At 43.8% G+C, this 22,376-nt stretch carries 20 protein-coding genes; 10 read left to right on the forward strand and 10 right to left on the reverse strand.

All coding sequences use genetic code 11. The features are described 5' to 3' along the window. The first annotated feature begins 99 nt into the window (after positions 1-99). The 3 genes from IQ224_RS11010 to secF all read left to right on the forward strand — a co-directional run bounded on the left by IQ224_RS11010 (position 100) and on the right by secF (position 3,643). A complete protein-coding gene (locus IQ224_RS11010; protein WP_002742584.1) occupies positions 100-1,083 on the forward strand; it encodes an alpha-ketoacid dehydrogenase subunit beta in 984 nt (327 codons plus the stop codon). A gap of 26 nt (positions 1,084-1,109) precedes the next feature. Beyond that, positions 1,110-2,516: a protein translocase subunit SecD gene (gene secD, locus IQ224_RS11015; protein ID WP_194032937.1), complete on the forward strand. Its 1,407-nt coding sequence runs from the start codon at positions 1,110-1,112 to the stop codon at positions 2,514-2,516. Between the two features lie 194 nt (positions 2,517-2,710). Continuing rightward, entirely contained in the window at positions 2,711-3,643 is a 933-nt protein-coding gene (gene secF / locus IQ224_RS11020) for a protein translocase subunit SecF (protein WP_042791005.1), read from the forward strand. A 31-nt stretch (positions 3,644-3,674) separates the two neighbouring features. Here the strand turns inward: secF and IQ224_RS11025 are convergent, their stop codons facing one another. From IQ224_RS11025 to IQ224_RS11040, 4 genes are all read right to left on the reverse strand, one after another. After that, entirely contained in the window at positions 3,675-4,160 is a 486-nt protein-coding gene (locus IQ224_RS11025) for a crossover junction endodeoxyribonuclease RuvC (protein ID WP_002739294.1), read from the reverse strand. A 3-nt stretch (positions 4,161-4,163) separates the two neighbouring features. After that, positions 4,164-5,267 (reverse strand): non-hydrolyzing UDP-N-acetylglucosamine 2-epimerase, encoded by a 1,104-nt coding sequence (gene wecB / locus IQ224_RS11030; protein ID WP_036400179.1) that lies wholly within the window; start codon positions 5,265-5,267, stop codon positions 4,164-4,166. A gap of 114 nt (positions 5,268-5,381) precedes the next feature. Further along, positions 5,382-6,716 carry an MlaD family protein gene (locus IQ224_RS11035; protein ID WP_004156915.1) on the reverse strand — a complete coding sequence of 445 codons (1,335 nt, stop codon included), beginning with the start codon at positions 6,714-6,716 and terminating at the stop codon, positions 5,382-5,384. A 46-nt stretch (positions 6,717-6,762) separates the two neighbouring features. Next, on the reverse strand, positions 6,763-7,545 hold the full coding sequence (locus IQ224_RS11040) for an ABC transporter ATP-binding protein (RefSeq protein WP_004156917.1): 783 nt from the start codon (positions 7,543-7,545) through the stop codon (positions 6,763-6,765). A gap of 191 nt (positions 7,546-7,736) precedes the next feature. Between IQ224_RS11040 and IQ224_RS11045 the strand changes: the two genes are divergently transcribed. Then, positions 7,737-10,307 carry a TIGR03960 family B12-binding radical SAM protein gene (locus IQ224_RS11045; RefSeq protein ID WP_194032938.1) on the forward strand — a complete coding sequence of 857 codons (2,571 nt, stop codon included), beginning with the start codon at positions 7,737-7,739 and terminating at the stop codon, positions 10,305-10,307. Positions 10,308-10,527: 220 nt separating this feature from the next. Here IQ224_RS11045 and IQ224_RS11050 read toward each other — a convergent pair whose 3' ends face one another. The 3 genes from IQ224_RS11050 to IQ224_RS11060 all read right to left on the reverse strand — a co-directional run bounded on the left by IQ224_RS11050 (position 10,528) and on the right by IQ224_RS11060 (position 15,150). Then, the gene (locus IQ224_RS11050; RefSeq protein ID WP_036400185.1) at positions 10,528-11,742 is read right to left on the reverse strand and encodes a type II secretion system F family protein; all 1,215 of its coding nucleotides are present in this window, start codon (positions 11,740-11,742) and stop codon (positions 10,528-10,530) included. Between the two features lie 133 nt (positions 11,743-11,875). Then, a complete protein-coding gene (locus tag IQ224_RS11055; protein WP_002742598.1) occupies positions 11,876-12,982 on the reverse strand; it encodes a type IV pilus twitching motility protein PilT in 1,107 nt (368 codons plus the stop codon). Between the two features lie 152 nt (positions 12,983-13,134). Beyond that, the gene (locus IQ224_RS11060) at positions 13,135-15,150 is read right to left on the reverse strand and encodes a GspE/PulE family protein (protein WP_002742599.1); all 2,016 of its coding nucleotides are present in this window, start codon (positions 15,148-15,150) and stop codon (positions 13,135-13,137) included. 240 nt (positions 15,151-15,390) lie between these two features. Between IQ224_RS11060 and grpE the strand changes: the two genes are divergently transcribed. After that, positions 15,391-16,113 (forward strand): nucleotide exchange factor GrpE, encoded by a 723-nt coding sequence (gene grpE, locus IQ224_RS11065; protein WP_002742600.1) that lies wholly within the window; start codon positions 15,391-15,393, stop codon positions 16,111-16,113. Positions 16,114-16,207: 94 nt separating this feature from the next. Here the strand turns inward: grpE and IQ224_RS11070 are convergent, their stop codons facing one another. Both IQ224_RS11070 and IQ224_RS11075 read right to left on the reverse strand, forming a co-directional pair. Beyond that, a complete protein-coding gene (locus tag IQ224_RS11070; RefSeq protein ID WP_002742601.1) occupies positions 16,208-16,849 on the reverse strand; it encodes an HAD-IA family hydrolase in 642 nt (213 codons plus the stop codon). Positions 16,850-16,939: 90 nt separating this feature from the next. Further along, positions 16,940-18,904 (reverse strand): amylo-alpha-1,6-glucosidase, encoded by a 1,965-nt coding sequence (locus tag IQ224_RS11075; protein ID WP_002742602.1) that lies wholly within the window; start codon positions 18,902-18,904, stop codon positions 16,940-16,942. 91 nt (positions 18,905-18,995) lie between these two features. Between IQ224_RS11075 and rpmH the strand changes: the two genes are divergently transcribed. The 5 genes from rpmH to IQ224_RS11100 all read left to right on the forward strand — a co-directional run bounded on the left by rpmH (position 18,996) and on the right by IQ224_RS11100 (position 21,634). After that, positions 18,996-19,133, forward strand: a complete 138-nt coding sequence (gene rpmH, locus IQ224_RS11080; RefSeq protein ID WP_002739276.1) for a 50S ribosomal protein L34 — start codon at positions 18,996-18,998, stop codon at positions 19,131-19,133. A gap of 26 nt (positions 19,134-19,159) precedes the next feature. Continuing rightward, on the forward strand, positions 19,160-19,522 hold the full coding sequence (gene rnpA, locus IQ224_RS11085) for a ribonuclease P protein component (protein WP_194032939.1): 363 nt from the start codon (positions 19,160-19,162) through the stop codon (positions 19,520-19,522). Continuing rightward, positions 19,512-19,907, forward strand: coding sequence for a PH domain-containing protein (locus tag IQ224_RS11090; protein WP_002763099.1), 396 nt, complete (start codon positions 19,512-19,514; stop codon positions 19,905-19,907). The genes rnpA and IQ224_RS11090 overlap by 11 nt, the downstream gene beginning before the upstream one ends. An 84-nt stretch (positions 19,908-19,991) precedes the next feature. Next, complete coding sequence (gene yidC / locus IQ224_RS11095) at positions 19,992-21,140, forward strand: membrane protein insertase YidC (protein WP_194032940.1); 1,149 nt, start codon at positions 19,992-19,994, stop codon at positions 21,138-21,140. Further along, on the forward strand, positions 21,140-21,634 hold the full coding sequence (locus IQ224_RS11100; protein ID WP_002742607.1) for a R3H domain-containing nucleic acid-binding protein: 495 nt from the start codon (positions 21,140-21,142) through the stop codon (positions 21,632-21,634). The genes yidC and IQ224_RS11100 overlap by 1 nt, the downstream gene beginning before the upstream one ends. Positions 21,635-21,740: 106 nt before the next feature. Here IQ224_RS11100 and IQ224_RS11105 read toward each other — a convergent pair whose 3' ends face one another. Then, positions 21,741-22,139 carry a hypothetical protein gene (locus IQ224_RS11105; protein WP_002738634.1) on the reverse strand — a complete coding sequence of 133 codons (399 nt, stop codon included), beginning with the start codon at positions 22,137-22,139 and terminating at the stop codon, positions 21,741-21,743. Between the last annotated feature and the right edge of the window lie 237 nt (positions 22,140-22,376).

Here is a 22,376-nt window from a genome sequence, read left to right on the forward strand (position 1 = left end):
CTTTCCCACTCCCCCACTTCCCCACCTCCTTCGGGCCAGAAAAGGGGTAAGATAATAAGTTTAGTGATAAGATGACCGAATTGTAAGCGGGGACTTGATATGGCAGAAACCCTATTATTTAATGCTTTGCGACAGGCGATCGATGAGGAAATGGGCCGCGACCAGACAGTATTTGTTTTGGGTGAAGATGTGGGTCATTACGGTGGTTCCTACAAAGTTACCAAAGATCTCTACAAAAAATATGGCGATTTAAGGGTTTTAGATACTCCCATCGCTGAAAATAGTTTTACGGGCATGGCAGTGGGGGCAGCCATGACGGGATTGCGTCCGATTATTGAAGGCATGAATATGGGTTTTCTTCTGCTTGCCTTTAACCAAATTGCCAACAATGCCGGGATGTTACGTTATACTTCCGGCGGTAATTTTAAAATCCCCATGGTTATCCGCGGTCCGGGGGGTGTGGGGAGACAATTAGGTGCGGAACATTCCCAACGTTTAGAGGCCTATTTTCACGCGGTACCCGGTCTAAAAATTGTCGCTTGTTCCACTCCCTACAATGCCAAAGGTTTATTAAAATCGGCGATTAGAGATAATAACCCCGTGCTTTTCTTTGAACACGTTCTTCTCTATAATCTCAAGGAAAATTTACCTGATAGCGAGTATCTTTTACCCCTCGATAAGGCGGAAATCGTTCGCAAGGGAGAAGATATAACTATTCTCACCTATTCGCGTATGCGTCATCACTGTTTACAGGCATTAAAACAGTTAGAAAAAGATGGCTATGATCCAGAAATTATCGATTTAATTTCCCTGAAACCCTTTGATATGGAGACGATCGCTGCTTCGATTCGCAAGACTCATAGGGTGATTATTGTGGAAGAATGTATGAAAACGGCGGGAATTGCTTCCGAGTTAATTGCTTTAATTAATGAGCAGTTATTCGATGAATTGGATGCCCCCGTGTTAAGATTATCTTCCCAAGATATCCCCACGCCTTATAACGGTAATCTAGAAAGATTGACGATTATTCAACCTAATCAAATTGTCGAAGCTGTCCAAAAAATGGTCGGCGATCGCATTTAACAAATTCTCCTTTTGATACTGAAGTTATGCAGAGACAAAATTGGTTATTGTTACTGATCATCGGCCTAGTTGTTGCCTCGATCTTTATCCTGATTAAGTTGCCCCTACAATTAGGTTTGGACTTGCGCGGTGGTAGTCAATTAACCATTCAGGTTAAACCCACTGAAACCGTGACAACCATTCAACCTAATGATTTAAAAGCCGTACAAAATGTGATTGAAAATCGCGTTAATGCCCTCGGTGTTTCTGAATCATTAGTGCAGACTGTGGACAGTAAAAATCAGGTAATCGTGCAACTACCCGGGGTCACAGATCCCAAAGAAGCTGAGAGAAACTTAAATGTTCAGGCCCAATTAGAATTTCGTCAGCAAAAACAAGGTACAGAAGGAGAATTTCGGGCTGAATATTCAATTTTTCAACAAAAAAAAGCGGAATTAGCCGCCCTTAAAGCCCAGAATAAACCCGAAAATGCCGCTAAAATTGCCGAACTAGAACAATCTCTCCAGAAATCTAAAGAGGCAATTTTAAATTTATTTGAGTCGGTGGACTTAACTGGAAAAAATCTGCAAAATGCCACTATTAGTTCCACCCAAGGCACTAACTGGGAAGTGGCCATTACTTTCGACTCGGAAGGGGGCAGTAAATTCGCCGAACTGACTAAAGCGATCGCTGGTACTGGTCGCAGTATTGGGATTTTCCTCGATAATGAATTAATTAGCGCCCCTGTGGTTGATGTGCAGTTTGCCCAAACGGGAATTACAGGGGGCCGGGCCGTGATTACTGGTAATTTTACCGCCGAAACTGCCAACGATCTAGCGATTCAATTGCGCGGTGGTTCCCTACCTTTTCCCGTCAAAGTGGAAGAAATTCGCACTGTCGGGGCAACTTTAGGCCAGGATAGCATCCGTCGTAGTATCTACGCCGGTTTAGTGGGTTTACTGTTAGTTTTAATCTTCATGGCGGTTTATTACCGTTTACCCGGGATTATTGCCGATGTTTCCCTGATTATCTATACTATTCTCTCTCTGGGGGCTTTTGCCCTAGTGGGAGTCACGATGACGTTACCCGGTATTGCCGGATTTATCCTCAGTATCGGCATGGCAGTTGATGCAAATGTACTGATTTTTGAGCGTACCAGGGAGGAATTAAGGGCCGGAAAATCCCTATTTCGGGCGGTGGAGTCGGGATTTTACCGGGCTTTTTCCAGTATTCTTGATAGTAATGTCACTACTTTAATCGCCTGTGCTGCCCTATTTTGGTTGGGTTCGGGATTAGTCAAGGGTTTTGCTTTAACTTTAGCCATTGGGGTAGCTGTGAGTATGTTTACCGCTTTAACCTGTAGTCGTACTCTCCTGTTAATCACTGTGTTAAGCGTCCCTAGCATTCGCCAAAAACCCCAACTTTTCTGCCCTAATTTACCGGCAAACCAATAATTCAGTTATCAGTTATCAGTTATCAGTTATCAGTTACCAGTTACCAGTTACCAGTTATCAGTAGGGTGGGTTAGGCGACGATAAGTTATGCTGTTGACCAATAATTTCTGATTCGCCGTAACCCACCGATTACCATAACCCACTCCCCAAATCCCTTTTTTCCTTTTTCCTTTTTTCCTTTTTCCTTTAAAAATATGGCATTTAACGTTACAAAACAGCGTAATTTTTGGTGGACAGTCTCGGCCCTGCTGACGATTGGTAGTATTTTGGCCATGGTAATTTCTTGGTTCACTATTCAAGCGCCTTTGCGACCGAGTTTAGATTTTGTTGGTGGCACGAGAATTCAGATAGAATTAGCTTGTGCCAAAAAGAATACCTGTGAGAAACCTTTAACTACTGCCGAAGTGCAAGGGATTTTAGACGAGGAGGGATTGGGTAACAGTAGTGTGCAGGTGTTGGATAAATATACTTTATCGGTGCGGACGAAAACCCTGGCAGAAGAACAGAGAACAAAATTACTCGACACCTTAAACCAGAAAATCGGAGCCTTTGACCCCGAAACCAGTCAAATCGATACAGTTGGTCCCACCATCGGTCAAGAATTATTTAGGTCGGGATTTTTAGCTTTATTAGTTTCCTTTTTTGGCATTGCTGTCTATCTAAGCTTCCGTTTTCAACGGGATTACGCTTTTTTTGCCATTGTCGCCCTGCTGCACGACGTTTTGATCACTTTAGGGGTCTTTGCGGTTTTAGGCTTAATTGCGGGGGTAGAAGTGGATAGTTTATTTTTAGTTTCCCTCTTGACAATTGTGGGCTTTTCTGTTAATGACACAGTGGTAATTTATGATCGCGTGCGGGAAAATTTTGCTAATACCCCCGAATTATCCGTGGATGAAATTGTCGATAATGCGGTGAGTCAAACCCTAACTCGTTCGATTAATACCACCCTGACTACTTTATTGCCTCTGGTGGCGATTTTTCTCTTTGGTGGCACCACCTTAAAATATTTCGCCCTAGCTTTAATTATTGGCTTCGTAGCCGGGGCCTATTCGAGTATTTTTATCGCTAGTACCCTACTAGCTTGGTGGCGCGGTCGTTCCCATCGAACTAAGATAGTACAAGCTTAAAAATAGCTTTTAGTTGTCACGTCAAATTACTTCAAGAGATTTGATTGCGAACGCCACTAAAAGCGGCATAGGCGATCGCTATAGCATCTACAGCATCATTAATAGGCATTTTTGTCAATCCGAATAAATACTTAATTTGTTCGGCCACCTCCGCTTTAGTAGCCCTACCATGGCCGAGATGACATTTCCAACTAGCTTGATGGAGGAAAATCGGTTCAATTCCTCCATCGCGACAGCTAACCAGATTGATAATTCCCAATGCTTGCAGGACTCCACCGGCTGCCTTGATTTGCCGGTTAAAAAAGGGCATTTCTACGGCAATTTCCCCCGGTTTATATTCTGCGATTAACTCCTTTAAATCCCGTTCAATTTCGATCAAACGCTGGGCAGTAGAAAGATTTTTAGAAGTTTCGATCGTGCCGTAATCGACTAAGATCGGCACTAACTCACTATTATCCCGGAGAATAGCCCAACCGACAATCGCTAATCCGGGGTCGATACCCAACCAAGTAGTCATAGATTAAGCCAAAAAATCTTGGACGATTTGGAGGATTCTTTGGGATGCTTGTCCATCTCCAAAAGGATTAATGGCATTAGCCATACGATCATAGGCGATTTTATCCCTTAATAATTCTCCCGCTGCGGCTAAAATTTGCTCCGGATTAGTCCCAATTAATTTCGCTGTTCCCGCTTGCACTGCTTCCGGTCTTTCTGTGGTTTCTCGCAATACTAAAACCGGTTTTCCTAAACTCGGTGCTTCTTCTTGAATGCCTCCAGAATCAGTTAATAATAAATAACAGCGTTGAATCGCCCCCACTAACTCGGCATAATCGAGAGGTTCAGTTAAAAATACCCTGGGATGATTGCCCAAAGCGGACTTTATTGGTTCTCGGACGGTGGGATTGCGATGGAGGGGTAATAATAGGGCTGTATCGGCATATTTTTCTAACAACAAAGTCAATCCTTTGATAATATCCTGTAAGGGTTCGCCCCAATTTTCCCGGCGATGAACCGTGGCTAATAAAACCCGATAATCTGACCAATTTAAGCCCGCAATTTGACATTCTGGGGCGGTTTTAGCTACGGTTAATAAAGCATCAATAACCGTGTTGCCAGTGTGGTGAATACTTCCTGTCACTCCAGATTTTTGCAAATTTTCTACGGCTAAAGTAGTGGGAGCAAAATGTAGGGTCGTCAGTTGAGAAATTAGGCGGCGATTAGCTTCTTCGGGATAGGGGTTATAGATATCATTAGTTCTTAATCCTGCTTCCACATGAGCGATAGGAATTTGTTGATAAAAAGCCGCTAAAGCAGCAGCAAAAGCGGTAGTAGTATCACCTTGCACAATAATTAAATCTGGTTTTATGCGCTCAAAGACCGTTTCTAAACCGCGTAAACTGCGGCAAGTAATATCGGTTAAAGTTTGACGGGTTTGCATAATATCGAGATTTTCATCTGCTTTTAAAGCAAATAATTCCATCACCTGCGCTACCATTTCTTTATGCTGTCCCGTCAGAATTACATGGGTTTGAAACTGTTCCGATTCTTGAAAAGCACGAATAACAGGAGCTAATTTAATCGCTTCGGGACGAGTTCCAAGAGTAATACCAATTGATTTCAACATATTATTATCAGTTATCAGTTATCAGTTATCAGTTATCAGTTATCAGTTATCAGATGTGAGTTTTCATTTCACTGATTACTGTTCACTGCAAATAGCTTGAATTGTGCTGTTTTGTCATTTTTCACTCGTGGGGGGTTGTTGAACGATAAATTGGGGATAGAGTTGCATTTGCTTAGGATTTAAAGAAGGTCGAGAGATGGTCAAAACTTTTTGTTTAGCTAACTCTTGAGTCATGGTATCTAAAGTTTGAGCGATACGCAAATTATATTCTAACTGTTCCCCAGAAGAAAGCAGATTACTTAAGCCATCAATTAAACGTCTTAAATTCTCGCGAAATTGGGGATCACCGATTAAATCATCAATATCGGAGGTGATTTTTTGAGTATTTTCAAAAGTCACCCTAGCGGATTCGAGAGTTTTTTGCAGCACGACAATTGTAGCAGGATCGTTAATAGTTTTAGTAATTTCTCGTAAATTATTCGATGTTTCTACTGCATTATTCAAAATAGTCTCGACATTTTGCATGACTTGTTTAGTATCAATTTCATCTAAACCAGCATTCAACCTCATGGCGGTATTATTGAGATTATTAGCGAGACTGCCAATACCTAAACTAGCTTGATTAATATTATCGAGAGTATTAACAATTTGTCCACGATTTTCGCTGAGAACAGCATTAAGATTAGCGACTAATTGGGAAGATTGTTGAAAAGTTCTGCTGATTTGACTGCGATTTTCCTGAACGGTATTATCTAAAGTATTGACAAAACGGGAGGCATTATTAGCCGTATTAGTCACCGAGCGACTGGTGGTAGCTAATTCCAAAGATAGACGAGAGATTTCTCTTTGGGCATTACGGATAGTCTGGGAGGTATCATCGGATAAACGGGCGATTTTTTGAGCTGCTATAGCGGTATTTTTGGTGACATCATTGAGATTACCCACAAATTCAGGACTGGTAAAAGTATCCACTAAACGACCAACACTAGACATTAATTGTGTTCCTGTTTTCCCCTGTAAACGGCTATTATTACAGAGAATTAACTGTTGATCACAGTCGGGACTAAGAGGGTCGAGATTTTTGGCCTCAGCACTTAAAGAAACTAAGGGAGTGATATCGATGGCTGCCTCCCCAATTAATCCGGAAAGATTGGTAGTAACAGTTACCTTCCTAGGCATAACTAAAGTAGCAGAAGCGATTTCGGCAATAACTTCCACTTGATTACTTCCTGGGATAAAACTCGTAATTCTTCCCACTCTCACCCCGCGAAAACGTACCGGCGCCCCGACTTGTAACCCTTCCACATCGGCAAACTCGAAGATTAATTGATAGGTTCTTTGACCAAATCCTCCCCCGCGAACCCAGATAGCGAGCACCCCAAAGACCAATAATCCGCCTAGGGCAAACAAACCTAGTCTTCCTTCCCGTAAAGCTCGCGAACTCTGCATGATTTTTCTCTCATTCTCGATAGTTCTTAATTTAGCTTAATCTAGCTTAAACGATTGTCCTAATCGGTCCCTCAATGCTGGCGCTAAAAAATTGCCGAATCATGGGATGATCGGTACGATCGATATCTGCCACCACTCCCTGCCATTGCACTTTTCCCTGATAGAGAAATACTACTCGATCGGCGGTGCGTCGGATGGTACTTTGTTGGTGAGAAACCATCACATAGGTGTTCGCAGACCCTGATTTTTCATGGAGAGTCCGCACTAGATCCTCGATAATTGTAGAAGCTATTGGGTCTAATCCGGCGGTAGGTTCATCATACAGCAGTAATTCTGGATTATCGGCCGGATTATCGGGATTAGTGATAATAGCGCGGGCAAAAGCCACCCGTTTACGCATTCCCCCCGATAGTTCCGAAGGATAAAGGTCACTAATTCCCTGTAAACCGACCATTTCCAGGCTTTTTTCCACTAATTCCCTAATTCTGGCTTTTTTTAAGTTAGTTTGTTCATAGAGATAAAAACCGACATTTTCCCCGACGGTGAGAGAATCAAACAGGGCCGTTTGTTGAAAAACTAAGGAAGTTCGCATCGCTTCTCGACCATCTTCTAGCAATCCCTGACGTAATTGGCCTTTAATACGAATTTCTCCCGCATTTATCCCCGTTAATCCCGCAATTAACCGTAAAACCGTTGATTTTCCCGTTCCCGACGGCCCGATAATTACCAGGGCCTCCCCTCGATAAATGGTTAAATCTAACCCTTCGAGAATAACATTATCCCCGAATCTTTTCGATACTCCTCTCAATTCAATTAACGGTTCTTTCATCGTCGCTTAATTATCTTATAACCTCTGGAATTTTAGGGAGATGGGGAAGTGGGAAGTATTTTCAGTGAACAGTAAACAGTAATCGGTGAATTGAACTCTGATAACTGATAACTGATAACTAATAACTGACTCGATTCTGGCTGCTATAGTAGAAAAGCACCCATTGCTGACGATATCTGAGGTAGATTGCCGTGACTATTGCTTTAGACCAACTGCTCACCCCCGACATTTTTCGACCAGCGCGTTATTTGGGCAACGAGTTAGGTGCTAAACATAAAGAATGGGCAAGTGCGGTGGTTCGTTGGGTGTTAACCTATCCAGAAGTGTACGAAGTGGGGGCATCTAACCTCGGCCATATTATCCTCTACAATATCCTCAATGCACAACCTCGCCAACTCTGCGATCGCACTTATTTACCCGCACCGGATTTAGCCCAAAAACTCAAACAGACAAAAACCCCCTTATTTGCCCTAGAATCCCGTCGTTGCCTCACAGATTTTGATATTCTCGGTTTTAGTCTCAGTTATGAGCTAGGAGCCACCAATATTTTAGAAATGCTCGACCTAGCGGCAATTCCCTTGACTTGGAGAGCAAGAGATGCGGGTAACTATCCGCTAATTTTTGCCGGGGGACAAACTGCCACCTCTAACCCCGAACCCTACGCCGACTTTTTTGATTTTATTGCCCTTGGTGATGGCGAAGAATTATTGCCAGAAATCGGTTTAATTTTAGAAGAAGGTAAACTAGCTAATCTAAGCAAAGAAGAACTATTGCTAGATTTAGCCCAAATTCCGGGGGTATATGTGCCGCGTTTCTACGATGTCACCCCAATCGGTGCAGTTATCCCCAATCGTGACGATGTACCGAAAAGAATTTTACGCCGGGTAGCCACTCCTATCCCAGCCTATTCTATCGGTTTAGTTCCCTTCGTGGAAACGGTTCACGATCGCCTAGTGGTGGAAATTCGTCGCGGTTGCACTCGGGGATGTCGTTTTTGTCAACCGGGGATGTTAACCCGTCCCGCGCGGGATGTGCAACCGGAAGCAGTCATCGAATCGATTGAAAAAGGAATGCGAGCGACGGGATATAACGAATTTTCTCTATTATCTCTCAGTTGCTCCGATTATCTAGCTTTACCTGCCGTGGGTATGGAGATTAAAAACCGTCTCCAGAATGAGAATATATCTCTATCCTTACCCAGTCAAAGAGTCGATCGCTTTGACGAAAATATTGCTAACATAATTGGGGGCAATCGTCAATCGGGTTTAACCTTTGCACCGGAAGCGGGAACCCAACGAATGCGCGATGTGATTAACAAAGGGTTAACCAACGAAGAATTACTCAGAGGGATAAAAACTGCCGTCGAACAGGGTTGGGATAAGGTCAAACTCTATTTTATGATCGGTTTGCCAGGGGAAACCGATGTGGATGTGATTGGTATCGCGGAAACGGTGCGCTGGTTGCGTCGGGAATGTCGTTTACCGAAGCGGAAACCCCTCGATTTTACCCTAACTATCTCGAATTTTACCCCTAAACCCCATACCCCCTTCCAGTGGCATTCCGTCTCCACGGCCGAATTTATCCGCAAACAGGAGTTATTAAGACAGGAATTCCAGGGTATGAGAGGGGTAAAAGTCAATTATACCGATGTCCGCATCTCGGCCATGGAAGATTTTATCGGTCGCGGTGACAGAAGTTTAGGGAAAGTGGTGCTGCGCGCTTGGCAATTGGGAGCGGGGATGGATGCTTGGTGGGATAATACAGAAAAAGCCTATCAAGCATGGTCACAGGCGATCGAAGAATCCGGTTTAACTTGGAAATATCGTCAGGTAGAACAGGGAGAATGGAATATTTTTGCCGATGCAGACAAAGATATTTTAGAGCGTCCTTTGCCCTGGGATCATCTGGATACCGGTATCGATAAAAAATGGCTAGAGGAGGACTTAAAACGCGCTCTAGACGCGGCAACGGTTCCCGATTGTTCTTTTGAGGGTTGTTCCCATTGTGGCGTTTGTAGCGTCGATTTTGGCCATAATATCGTCATTGAAGCGCCTGCGATTCCCGCTTTTGCCGGACATTTTCAACCCAATCAAGAACGCGCCCAAAGAATTCGGGTTTGGTTTGGCAAAATTGGCGAAATAGCCCTAGTTAGCCACTTGGATCTCGTGCGTTTATTTGATCGCGTCGTCCGTCGGGCTGCTATTCCCATTTCCTTTACCGGTGGATTTCACCCTGGTCCGCGCATTTCGATCGCCAATGCCTTATCCTTGGGAGCAACCAGTAGCGGTGAGATTGTCGATTTTGAATTGACAAAAGTGATGGATTTAGAGACGTTTAAACAGCAGTTAACCACACAATTACCCGCAGATTTGCCGGTTTATCAGGTGGAAGAAATTCCCTTAAATGCTCCTGCTGCCACCCGTGTGTTAGAAAAAGCCGAGTATTTGCTCACTTTTAATAGCGAGGGAATTGACTGCCAACAGTGGCAAAATTGGATCGAGGCAATTAAACAAGCAACGGTGATGGAACGGGAAAAAACCACCAAATCCGGCAAAAAAGTCACGATTAATCTGCGAGAACAATTATATGAATTAGAGTTAAAAACTGTTGACAAACAAGCCGTTTTGTGCTATGTGGGCAGTTGTCGCAATGATGGCACTTTACTGCAGCCCGATCATATCGTCGAGATGTTAGAAAGGGTTTCTGGCCAAGAAATTTCGCTGCTTAATTTTCATCGTCAGCACTTAATTTTAGGAGCTTAACTATCGTAAATTGTTCCCTTTATGCTCTAACTCCAGAGAGTCAACTAATCTTGATCGACTAATTCCAAGGAATCATCAACCAAAGCTGGCCGGTAATTTTGAACAGCCAAAAGTTTCCTAAGAGACAGATTCACCTAATCAAATAAAAGGAGATGAAAATTAAAATCTGGTTGATTTCAGGCTACCGGCAATAGTCACTGATAACTGATCACTGATAAACTTATTGCAAGGCGTCGAAGACTTTAAACATGGGTAGGTACATAGACACAAGAATAGTTCCCACCATGACCCCAATAGCAACCATCATCAAGGGTTCAATGATACTGGTTAAGGCTTTAACGGCCTGTTCCACCTCATCTTCGTAGAAATCCGCCACTTTCATCATCATTGTATCTAATTCTCCTGTTTCCTCACCAATACTAATCATTTGAATGGCCAAAGGTGGGAAAACATTGGCTTTTTGTAGGGCGAAACTCATCATTCCCCCCTGCTGAATTTCCCTCTTAGCAGTAGCGATCGTATTAGCAATTACCTGATTACCCACCGTATTAGAAACTATATCAAGGGAATTCAAAATCGGGACACCAGAACGCGTCAGAGTCCCAAAAACCCGGCAAAATCTAGCCACAGCCGATTTTTTATTCAAATCGCCAAAAAGGGGCATTTTAAGGAAAAACCAGTCAATTTGCAGACGACCTATCGGGGTTTTGTAATAGCGACGCAGCAAAAAAACCGTGGCAGCAATGGTGACAATCGGAATTAAAATCAACCAACTACGCATCACACCACTTAAAAAGAGCATAAATTGCGTTAAAGCTGGTAGTGGCACCTTCAAATCGGTGAAAATTTTCGCAAACACGGGAATTAAAAAGATCGTCATCCCGAAAAACACAATTATCGCCAAAATTCCCACCGCTACCGGATAGGTCATCGCTGATTTAATCTGGTTTTTCAAGCGGGCCATATCTTCCAAAAGTTTCGAGAGACGGAGCAGCACTTCATCGAGTACCCCCCCCGTCTCTCCAGCTTCGATCATACTGACATAAAGTTCATCAAAACATTCGGTATGTTTGGCCATCGCTTGCGATAACGGACTCCCTTGCTGTACGTCGGTGCTAATCGCTTGTAGTGCTTTTCTCATCTTGGGATTACTGGATTGATCCCCCAAAACTCCCAAACATCTCATAATCGGCACACCAGCATTAATCATTACCGAAAATTGACGGGAAAAAACCGCTTTATCTTTGATGGAAATCTTGGCAAATATCAACTCTAAACTAGAAAGATCTATCTCTCCTCCCGCTTTTTTGACTTTACCGACGGCGGCATATTTTGCCTTCAGTATCATTCGAGCATGATCGGGAGACATAGCTTCAACTTTCTCTTGGAAAACTTTTCCAGAGCTGCTTTTAACTTGTGCGACAAAAGTAGGCATAGGACAAATTAGTTATCAGTTATCAGTTATCAGTTATCAGTTATCAGTTATCAGTTATCAGTTATCAGTTACCAGTTCACTGTTTACTGAAAAAACTTCCCACTCTCCTATGCCTTTTAAACAGTATTTATCATTAGAAACGGGCTTTAGTTTTGGCGTTAGCAACGGACCCAGCGACCAGACGTTGTAATTCATCGGGTTTACTACTTTTAGAAATTGCCTCTTCAAAGGATATAACACCGCTAACAACTAAATTAGCTAATCCCTGTTCCATAGTTTGCATTCCTAGCTTCATTCCCGTTTGAATTGCCGAGTAAACTTGGGGGGCTTTTCCTTCGCGAATTAGGTTGGCGATCGCTGGAGTTACCACCATGATTTCCTGTACCATTGCCCGGCCAAATTCCCCCGGTTTGGGATTTTTTTTCTTGACTAGGTTTTGACTAAAAACTGCTAGTAAAGAATTGGATAACATGGCGCGAATTTGTGCCTGTTGGTTAGCGGGGAAAACGTCAATAATCCGATCCACTGTTCCCGCTGCCGAGCTAGTGTGTAGGGTTCCGAAGACTAAGTGACCGGTTTCCGCCGCCGTAATTGCCAAACTAATTGTTTCTAAATCCCGCATTTCTCCCACAAGGATAATATCAGGGTCTTCTCGTAACGCTGATCTTAATGCGTTAGCAAAACTCTTGGTATCTTCTCCTTTTTGTCGTTGGTGAAACAGGCTTTTTATATTAGGAAAAACGTATTCAATTGGGTCTTCTACAGTCAAAATATGTTCAGAACTAGTCCGATTAATTAAGTCTAAAATTGCCGCTAAAGTGGTAGTTTTACCTGAACCTGTTTGGCCAGTTACGAGAATTAATCCCCTCGGTCTTTCCGATAATTCTCGGATCACTGCTGGTAAATTTAATTGTTCAAAGTTAGGCATTTTAGAGGACAAAGCGCGTAAACAAGCTGCATAGGCTCCCCTTTCTTTATAAACATTGATCCTAAATCTTGCTAATCCTTTCACCCCGTATGAACAGTCTAATTCCCAATTCTGCTCTAACTCTTTTATTTGAGTATTATTGAGCATACTAAAAATCAATTTCTGACAATCTTGCGGGGTTAAAGATTTTTCATTAATCGGGATGAGTTTGCCACTAATGCGAAAATAGACCGGCGCACGGGACTGAATGTGCATATCGGAACCGCCCATCTCGACCAATTGTTCCATTAAATCTTCGATCATTAATTCCATAAGTTAAACTCCATCTATAAGGTAAAATCAGTGAACAATAACCAGTAACTATTGAAAAGACATTGGGAAAGTGCTATTTAAGAGTACTCACTTAATACTCCTTACTTAAAACTCAAATCTCATAACTGATCACTGATAACTGAAAAACTATCTTAATAACTAAATCGCGGTCTCATACAATAGGGACAATCGAGCCATTCTGGTTGTAGTTCAGCGCGACAACCACTACAGATTAAACCGCTTTTCCGTTTGGCTTTTAATTCCGCTTCTAGACCAGAATCGGTCAGTGTCACCCGTTCTACTTCTTCGAGGGTGGTGTAACCCTCGCGCACCAGATTTAAACTATAGGCTAGGAGTGTCACCATGCCCTCATCAACGGCCGCCTCCTTAATGCGATCGGTTGTCGCCCCTTGGTTAATTAACTGCTGTATTCGTTCACTATTCTGCATTACCTCATAGACACCGATGCGATCTTTGTAACCGCTGCCAGCACACTTAAGGCAGAGATTGCCCTGTTTTCGCGCTTGTTGAATTTCCTCCATAGTTAGGGTATTAGCCTTATAAAAAGTCACTTCCTGTTCATTGGCAGCGGAAAGACCAAAACGGGCTAATTCCTCTTGACTAGGGTGATAGGCGACCCGACACTGGGTACAGACGCGCCGCACGAGACGCTGGGCCAAGATTCCCAACAGAGAACCAGAAATCATAAATGGTTCAATCCCCATTTTATCAAGACGAACGATCGCACCTGCGGCATCGTTAGTGTGTAGGGTAGTTAAGACCAAGTGACCGGTTAAGGCGGCCTCGATCACCGTTTTAGCCGTTTCCTTATCCCTAGTTTCTCCCACCAGAATCACATCCGGATCTTGTCGCAGGAATGCCCGCAGAATCGAGGCGAAATCCATGCCTTTTTCGCGAATTACCTGCACCTGGGTGATGCCTGGCAGAGAATATTCGATCGGGTCTTCGGCGGTATTAATATTAATTCCGGGGTGATTTCTTTCCGCTAACACCGAGTATAAAGTGGTGGATTTTCCCGAACCAGTGGGGCCTGTCACCAGCAACAGACCAAAGGGACGACTGGCCAAGTCCCGGAAAATTTGCAGAGTATTTCGATCGGTGATTAGTTTATCTAAACCCAACTGGGTAGCCGAGTTATCGAGAATCCTTAAACAGACTTTTTCCCCGTAGCGACTGGGCAGGGTATTAACCCGAAAATCTACTTTTCGTCCTTGATACATCCGCCGAATTTTACCATCCTGGGGAAGACGACGTTCGGAAATATCGAGATCGGCCATGATTTTAAACCGGGCTGTGACCGCTGGGGCGATTTTTTTCGGCAGTGGCTCAAAAGCTTGATGAAGAACTCCATCTTTGCGAAAGCGAATTTTCAGGAATTCTTCTTGGGGTTCGATGTGAATATCGGAGGATCCTTCCTGTAGAGCTTTAGCTATAATTTTATTGACAAGGTTGATGACGGGGGCTTGATTAGCATCCCCTTCTCCGAGATCATCGGCCACTTCATCGTTAGCAACACCAGAGGTCAAATCAAGACTGCCGACAATATCGGTCAGATCCGAGAGTTTTTCCAGTTCTTTTTCTTTTTGTAGTCGGGCTTTCTCCCGTTCTAGTTCCGATTGGGCTTGGTAGAATTTTTCCAGTAATCTTTCATAATCTTCCCCGGCAATCACCAAACGCTGTAAACCTAACTCCCTGGGGCGGAGAATACGATTGATATCGTCAGTAGCCGCGAGGTTGTCGGGATCGACCATGGCTATCAAAATCGCGGTTGGCTCTCCTTCGATTCGACGCAGGGGGATGAGACGATAGCGACGACAAAGATCGATCGGAATCAAAGAATCGATCAGCCTGGCTATTTCCAGTCCATCCACGTCGCTCAACTCGGGGTCGATCGATTCGACTCCGTAGAGAATTTTTAGTTCAAATAACTGGTTTTTCTTATACTGTCGCTGTAAATCCGGGGGCAAAGGCCGCCCGGTTAGTTTTTGCAATATTTCTACTAGCGATCGTCCCGATTTCCGCGTTTCCACCAGGGCCTGCTGCATTTGCTCGGCACCGATATAGCCCGACTGCACTAACTTGTTACCAAAAGGGGAAAAGTAATTGCGTAGGGCGACAGCACGGGTTTTCTTGGAAGAAAATGTCATAGACGATTCCTAACCTCTCCACTACCCTTTAATCTTCCCAATTTTACCGATAAAACTGTATTCTAGCAAAAATTTTTCTAGATCACTGATTATCGATCGGGGCTGCTTATATCTAGTTACGGATCTTGTCCACAAAATGTTACATTAAGGGTTAAACCTTGATTATTAGCTGGTACTTAAAGACCAAAATCAGCATTAAATGGTCATATATTGCCAAATTCCCCACTAAAATCCTATACCATGAGTGCAGAACCAAATACCTCGGCAATTTTCGACGAAAACCAAGAATCCTCTTCTAATTCCCCTGAATCTCCTACAAACGAATCAGAAGCCAGTGTCACCGATGAAGCCAAAACGGTGACGGACAAGGCCGCCTCTAGCGAGGAATTTTCCTTTCTAGGTGGAATGACTATCGATACTCTACAAGAGGAAATTGATACTCTCAAACAGCAGTTAGAGGAACAAACCCAACAGGTTGATGCCTATAAGAAACGCTATATCACTCTAGCAGCCGAGTTCGACAATTTTCGCAAACGCACAGCCAAGGAAAAAGAGGAACTGGAAACAAAAATCAAGGGCAAAACCCTGATGGAAATTCTTGGTGTGGTGGATAATTTTGAGCGCGCTCGTACTCAAATTAAACCAGCTAACGATGGCGAGATGGGTATTCACAAGAGTTACCAAGGGGTCTATAAAACCTTAGTGGACAGTCTCAAGCGTTTGGGCGTTTCCCCCATGCGTCCGGAAGGTCAACCCTTTGATCCTAGCTACCACGAAGCGATGATGCGGGAGTACACCGATGAACATCCCGAAGGCACGGTAGTCGAGCAGCTAGTGCGAGGATACACTCTCGGAGAAGATGTTTTGCGTCATGCTTTGGTAAAAGTGGCCGCCCCCAAAGAGACAGATCCTAACGCTGATCAGTCCGAATCTACTTCCATTCCATCCCAGGAATCTCTCTAACACCTCCACATCAAAAAGTGTTCAGATATTTTGGTTTTGGGGATATGTGTTTCCTCCCTATCTCCTCTTCCCACTGAAAGACTTTTTCTCGCTTTTATCTTTTAATTAAAAACGCTTCTATACCCAAGGCTTTTGCTCCTTGGTAATCTTCTTTTTTACTATCGCCAATATGCCAAGCTTGTGCGGGGGGACAATCATGTTTTTGCAGGGCAATTTGAAAAATTTCCCGATCGGGTTTAGCTGCTCCTGTCTGGGAAGAAATCGTGATCGATCGAAAAAAATATTCTAAGCCTAATTCGGCCAAAACTTGGTAGATACGACTATCAAAATTAGAAATAATGCCCAACTCGATCCCCTGAATCTGCCAGAGTCTTAAAGCGGGAATGACATCCTCGTACAGCACCCAAGGCTCGGCCGTGGCAAAATGATGATAAAGTTCGCCAAAAAAAGCCTCAAAATCGGGAAATCTTTCCAGATAACCTAAATTATTAAAAACTGCCCCAGTCAGCGATCGCCACCAGCGATACTCTAACTCAGGAATTTGTGCCGGTTCAACGTCAGGAAAAGCTAGGGGGGGAGAAGTGGGGAAAATAGCCAAGAAAGACTGTTCTAGACTCTCGGCCGCCACCTCTACCCCAAAATCCGCCGCTATTTGACTATAAATTCCTCCGACACTGCCTTTTACCCCAAAAAGGGTTCCCACAGCATCGAGAAAAATAACTTGCGGTTTCTGCATAAGAGTTTTGTCTTTAACGGTCTAACTGAGGTTTTTAGGGTCAGCCCTCTAGGTGACCTAAAAAACCTAACCATTGCTTATTTTAAAGGATTATGGCCGAAATTCTTGGATCCCTTGCCAAACCCTTAATACCTCTGCCACTGTCCATGCTTGGGCAAAAGCTCCCCTAGTAGTAAAAGGAGCATTACCATCGAAAATTTCACTTAAATTACCGATACAGCTATCCCGAAGATGGTCAATCATCGGTGTTAAAAAACTCTCAGCCAGGATGGGATCGCGATAGACTTTTAGATGGGCTTCGATAAATGCCCCTAATAACCATCCCCAGACTGTCCCCTGATGGTAGGCACTATCTCTTTTTAAGCGATCCCCACTGTAAACGCCACGGTAATCAGGATGATCCACATCTAGCGATCGCAAACCGCGAGAAGTCAAAAGTTTTAAAGCACAAATATCGAGAATGGCCTTTTTCTGTGGGGAATTTAATAACTCCTCCACCGACAAAGACAGGGCAAAAAGTTGATTCGGTCGTAAACTGGCATCATTACCCTTGTCCGTATCTAAAACATCGTAACAGTACCCTAGAGAATCGTCCCAGAAGCGAGAAAACCCTTTTAAGGTCATTTCTCTCATTTTTTCGTAATCAGTGGCATCCATGCCCAAATACTGGGCAAATTGAACCATAATTTTTAGGGCATTGAACCAAAGAGCATTAATTTCTACGGGTTTGCCGATGCGGGGAGTAATCACCAGATCATCAACTTTGGCATCCATCCAAGTTAACTGTACTCCAGTTTCGCCAGCATAGATCAAACCATCATCATCTAGGTGAATATTGTAGCGAGTACCGCGACGAAACCAAGCGATCACTTCCGTTAAAGCGGGATAAATAGTTCTGAGAAACTCAAAATCTTGGCTTTGGTTAAAATAGGAACGAATGGCTTCAAAATACCAAAGAATAGCATCGACAGCGTTATATTCGGGCATTTCTCCGCCATCGGGTAGCAAATTCGGCAATAAACCCCGGTCTAGATAACGGGAAAAAGTTAGTAAAATCTGACGGGCGATCGCAGGTCTGCCTGTAGTCAAAGTTAATCCTCTTAGGGAGATCATCGTATCGCGACCCCAATCACCAAACCAAGGATAACCTGCGATTATCGTTTTGCCGTCCGGTTGATCGGGAAGAGGACGACTAACGATAAACTGGTCGGCAGCGAGGGTAAGTTGTTGAATCCATGGCGGCTGCTGGGGATTAATCAGACTATTTTCGTAGCGATAGCGAGACTCTAGAGAAGATTGACCGTCTAAACTGGGATCGGGACGGGTACTAGCGGCAATTGTCACCGATTCTCCCACTTTAAGAGTAGCCGAAAAACTGGCGGCATGGAGATGATTTTCCCGATCGATTAAACCACGATAACGTTCCACGGCCAAATCAAAGCGATAATACCAGATATGAGCGGGAAAAACCTCTCCCTGACTGATTAATAGATAAAAAGGGACAGCATGGTCATAGGCAATCACTCTTACTCCTTTTTCTAGGGGACTAATAGCCATTTGCCAGTTAAAACCCTGGGTATTGCCGTGAAAATCACGATAATTGACAAAAGCAGTGAGATTCAGGGTTAAAGGAGAATTGCCGCGAAGGTAGGTATAGCGAGTATAGGTGGTATTTTCTTCCTGTTCCATCCAGATACGCTTTTCTAGTAAGGCATCCCCACAGATAAAAGTCCAGACGGGAATTGTCCCTTCCAGATGAAAACTTTCGATATTAATATAGCCTTGTGGTTCGATCGTAGCACCTAACCAGCGATTGCTGGCCAGATGATAGAGTTTCTGGCTATATTGTACCGATTCATCGATTTTAGTCACTAGAAGTGTTCTTTTCGTCGGTGGAGCCAAAGCAGCGATCAACAGGCCATGATAACAGCGCGTTAGCAATCCGGCCACGGTCCCCGAGGCAAAACCACCAATACCATTAGTGACTAACCATTCGCGCTTTTCAGCCACCGGGAGACAATTACAGATATCTCGACCAAAACGGAGCTTGACCATAGGCTTCCAAATTCCTAGGAATTTTGTTATAATCAAAAATTGTGTCTTTAATATCTATAGACTAACTCTATCTTAAGGAGAAAAATCAGCAGTGAGTAAACGTACTTTAGAAGGAACCACGCGCAAACAGAAGCGCACTTCCGGATTTAGAGCGAGAATGCGTAGCGTCAACGGACGTAAAGTCATTAAAGCTCGTCGGAAAAGAGGACGCTATCGTTTAAGTGTTTAGGTTATTCTGGGAACCGACTAATTTTCGTGGGATTACCCCAAGTTCACCGCTTAAAACATCGACAGGATTTTCAAGCTGTCTATGGAACAGGGAAGCGTTATCACGGTTCCCACTTAACCTTAATTAGTTTAGAGGATTCTAGCCCGGATAAGCCTCTTCCCAGTCGTTTTGGCATCTCGATTAGCAAGAAAGTTAGTAAAAAAGCAGTGGTTCGTAATCGACTCAAAAGGCAAATAAGAGCGGTAATTCGGCAGTTATTGCCAGAAATAGCGACAGGATGGCGAGGGATAATCATTATCCGTCCCGGGGCGATCGAGTGCAATTATGAACATTTTTTGCGAGAATTAAAGCAGTTGTTAGTGAAGGCCAATATAATTCATGGGCATTAAAGAAGAAACTTTTTATGAAGGCGGTCCGCACATCGGCGACCTAATCATCAATATACTGCTAGGATTTACGGTGATTTGTTTACCTTTAACCGTTGGGGCAGTGGTGCGGGCAATCTGGTTAAGATATAAGATAACCGATCGGCGGATTTCAATCACCGGGGGTTGGATGGGACGCGATCGCACAGATATTATCTATTCAGAAGTGGCAAAAGTGGCAAAAATGCCGAGAGGAATTGGTATTTGGGGGGATATTGTCGTAACTCTCAAGGATAGAAGTCGTTTAGAAATGCGCGCGATGCCGAAATTCCGGGAAATTCATGACTATATTGCCGAAAGAGTCGCCGATAAAACCGGTCGTCCCCTAGAATCGATCATCAGTCAATAAAACAAAATAATCGATCACCGAGATTCGATAAATTAGATTTGTCAAAGTGAACCCCTATTAAACGAGAAGGCATAGATTAAAGCCATGGATTTTGGAGTCGGATTTATTTCCACAAATATCATGTTGCCAATCCTAGATTTTTTCTTTCGGATTGTGCATAGTTACGGTTTCGCCATCATTGCTTTAACGCTGGTGGTCAGATTTGCCGTCTTTCCCCTCAGTGCCGGCCAGATTCGCAATATGAGAAAAATGCGAATCACTCAACCCCTAATGAAGGAAAGACAGGCAGAAATTCAACAACGCTACAAAAACGACCCCCAAAAACAACAGGAGGAAATGGGCAAATTAATGCAGGAGTTGGGCAATCCCCTAGCCGGTTGTTTACCCCTGTTATTACAAATGCCGATTCTTTTGGCTTTATTTGCGACGCTGCGGGGTTCCCCCTTCTCGGATATTAACTATACTGTCGATTTACAGGTGTTGCCGAGCGAACAAATCGCCCTCGTCCAGCGCCAACCCTATGCCACCAAACCCCAAAACGTTTATATTGACGAGTCTCTCCACTATCCCATCACCGCTTTTTTACCCCAAGGCAATAAAATCGCCCCGGGAGAACAGGTAAAAATCGACCTGCAAAACGACCAGGGCAAGTCCTTAAGCCAATTAGCCACGGAAGTACCCGAAAATAACCTAAAACCCACCTACGAGGTGGTTAAGGGTCAAGAACTGGTGCAGGTGAATGAAGACGGTTCCATCGTCGCTTTAGCCCCCGGAGATGCCAGTATTAAAGTTATCGTGCCGGGGATTGCCGCTAATACGGGTTTTCTCTTTATTGAGGCCCTGGGAAGAATTGGGGCAACCGGTGCCAATGGTGAAATTCACTGGGATATTTTGGCGATGGTGATCGGTTTCGGTATTAGTATCTATGTTAACCAAGAGTTATCCGGCGCCGGTGCGCCTTCGGGGGGGGCAGCTCAACAACAGCAAACGGTGAATAAAATCACCCCGATAATTTTTAGTATGATGTTCCTGTTTTTCCCCTTACCGGCGGGGGTATTGATGTATATCCTAACTGCGAACATCTTCCAAACTATTCAAACGGTGATTTTGATGCGGGAACCGTTACCGGAAAACCTGCAAAAATTGGTAGCGGAACAGGAAAAAACGGAAAAATCCCGCGATGCTCTCCCCTTTGAAAAACGTTCTAGCAAGAAAAAGGAAAAAACATCGTAATGAGTATATGGGAGCAAAATAGCGAGAAAGCTAAACAATGGCTGGAAAAACTGCTAAAGTTGATGGCCATGCCCGCAGATGTCCAGATTGGAGTGCAGGAATTGGGAACTGGACCTTCCTCCTGTTGGTTAATTATTGATAGCAGTCAATTGAGTCCCCAACAAGTGGAACTCCTCCTCGCTAACAAGGGTGAGGGACTGGATGCGATTCAATCCCTAGCTAATACGATTCTAAATATTGGTGTCGAGTCGGCAGAACATCAGTTCTATATTGTCGAAATCAACGGCTATCGTCAACAAAGACAGTCAGAACTTTTCGACTGGGTTAATCAAGCGGCGACGCAAGTGCGGCAAACAGGACAGGAAATAGAATTAAAAGCCCTATCTTCGGCGGAACGTCGCCAAATCCATGCCTTTTTTCAGGAAGAAAACGATTTAACCACGGAAAGTCGCGGCGTGGAACCCGATCGCCGGTTAGTAATTCGTTTAAAATAAGACCAAAGGGTGGGGTAAAACCTGCCCTCTTTTTTATTTTAGGCTTTAGCCTTCTTGCTCACTCTAAAATTGAGTTGAGAATTACCACAGCCATGGAGATATAAAATTAGAAAATACGACCACCTCGACGGTTGGGAGCTAAACCACGATTACTGGGTGTAAAGCAGTAGGCATCGCGATTGATTCGTCGAATATTCTCTTGTAAAAATCGATCACAATTGCCCTCTGGAACGATAATTGTTTGATAGAGCGATTTTCCCGATAGATTACTATAGTAAGGAATCCAAAGAATACCCAGATTTTGAAATCCATATTTGAAGTGTAGTTCTTCCCCGCGTTTCTTTGCTTCGTATTCGGTCTTCCAAGCTGACTCGGCAATTACTCGCAGACCTTCAAAATCGGCACTGTGCCAGTCAAGACGTGGAGCAGCGAAAACCTCACCGAAAAATGTACTCGAAAATGCCATGCACATCATCAATAAAGTGATTTCTTGTCTGATATTCATGAAAAATTGATAACTGAAATATTTTTTATTTTAACCTCAGTTCGAGATAAGCCGAAACCCTAATTTTACCGTAGCCAGTCAGTCCTATTCTTTCCTGAAAGTCATGGCAAAATCTGCTGGGTGCATCTCATGTTTGTAAATCTACCAAGTTGGGATTTTTACGGGGAAACTCCTCGATAAAATTGGGCGTTACTTGCGATTTTATCACTCAATCCCAGCTTTTGGGGGGTTCTACCC

Source organism: Microcystis sp. LEGE 00066 (assembly GCF_015207925.1).
Classification (GTDB): Bacteria; Cyanobacteriota; Cyanobacteriia; order Cyanobacteriales; family Microcystaceae; genus Microcystis; species Microcystis ichthyoblabe_A.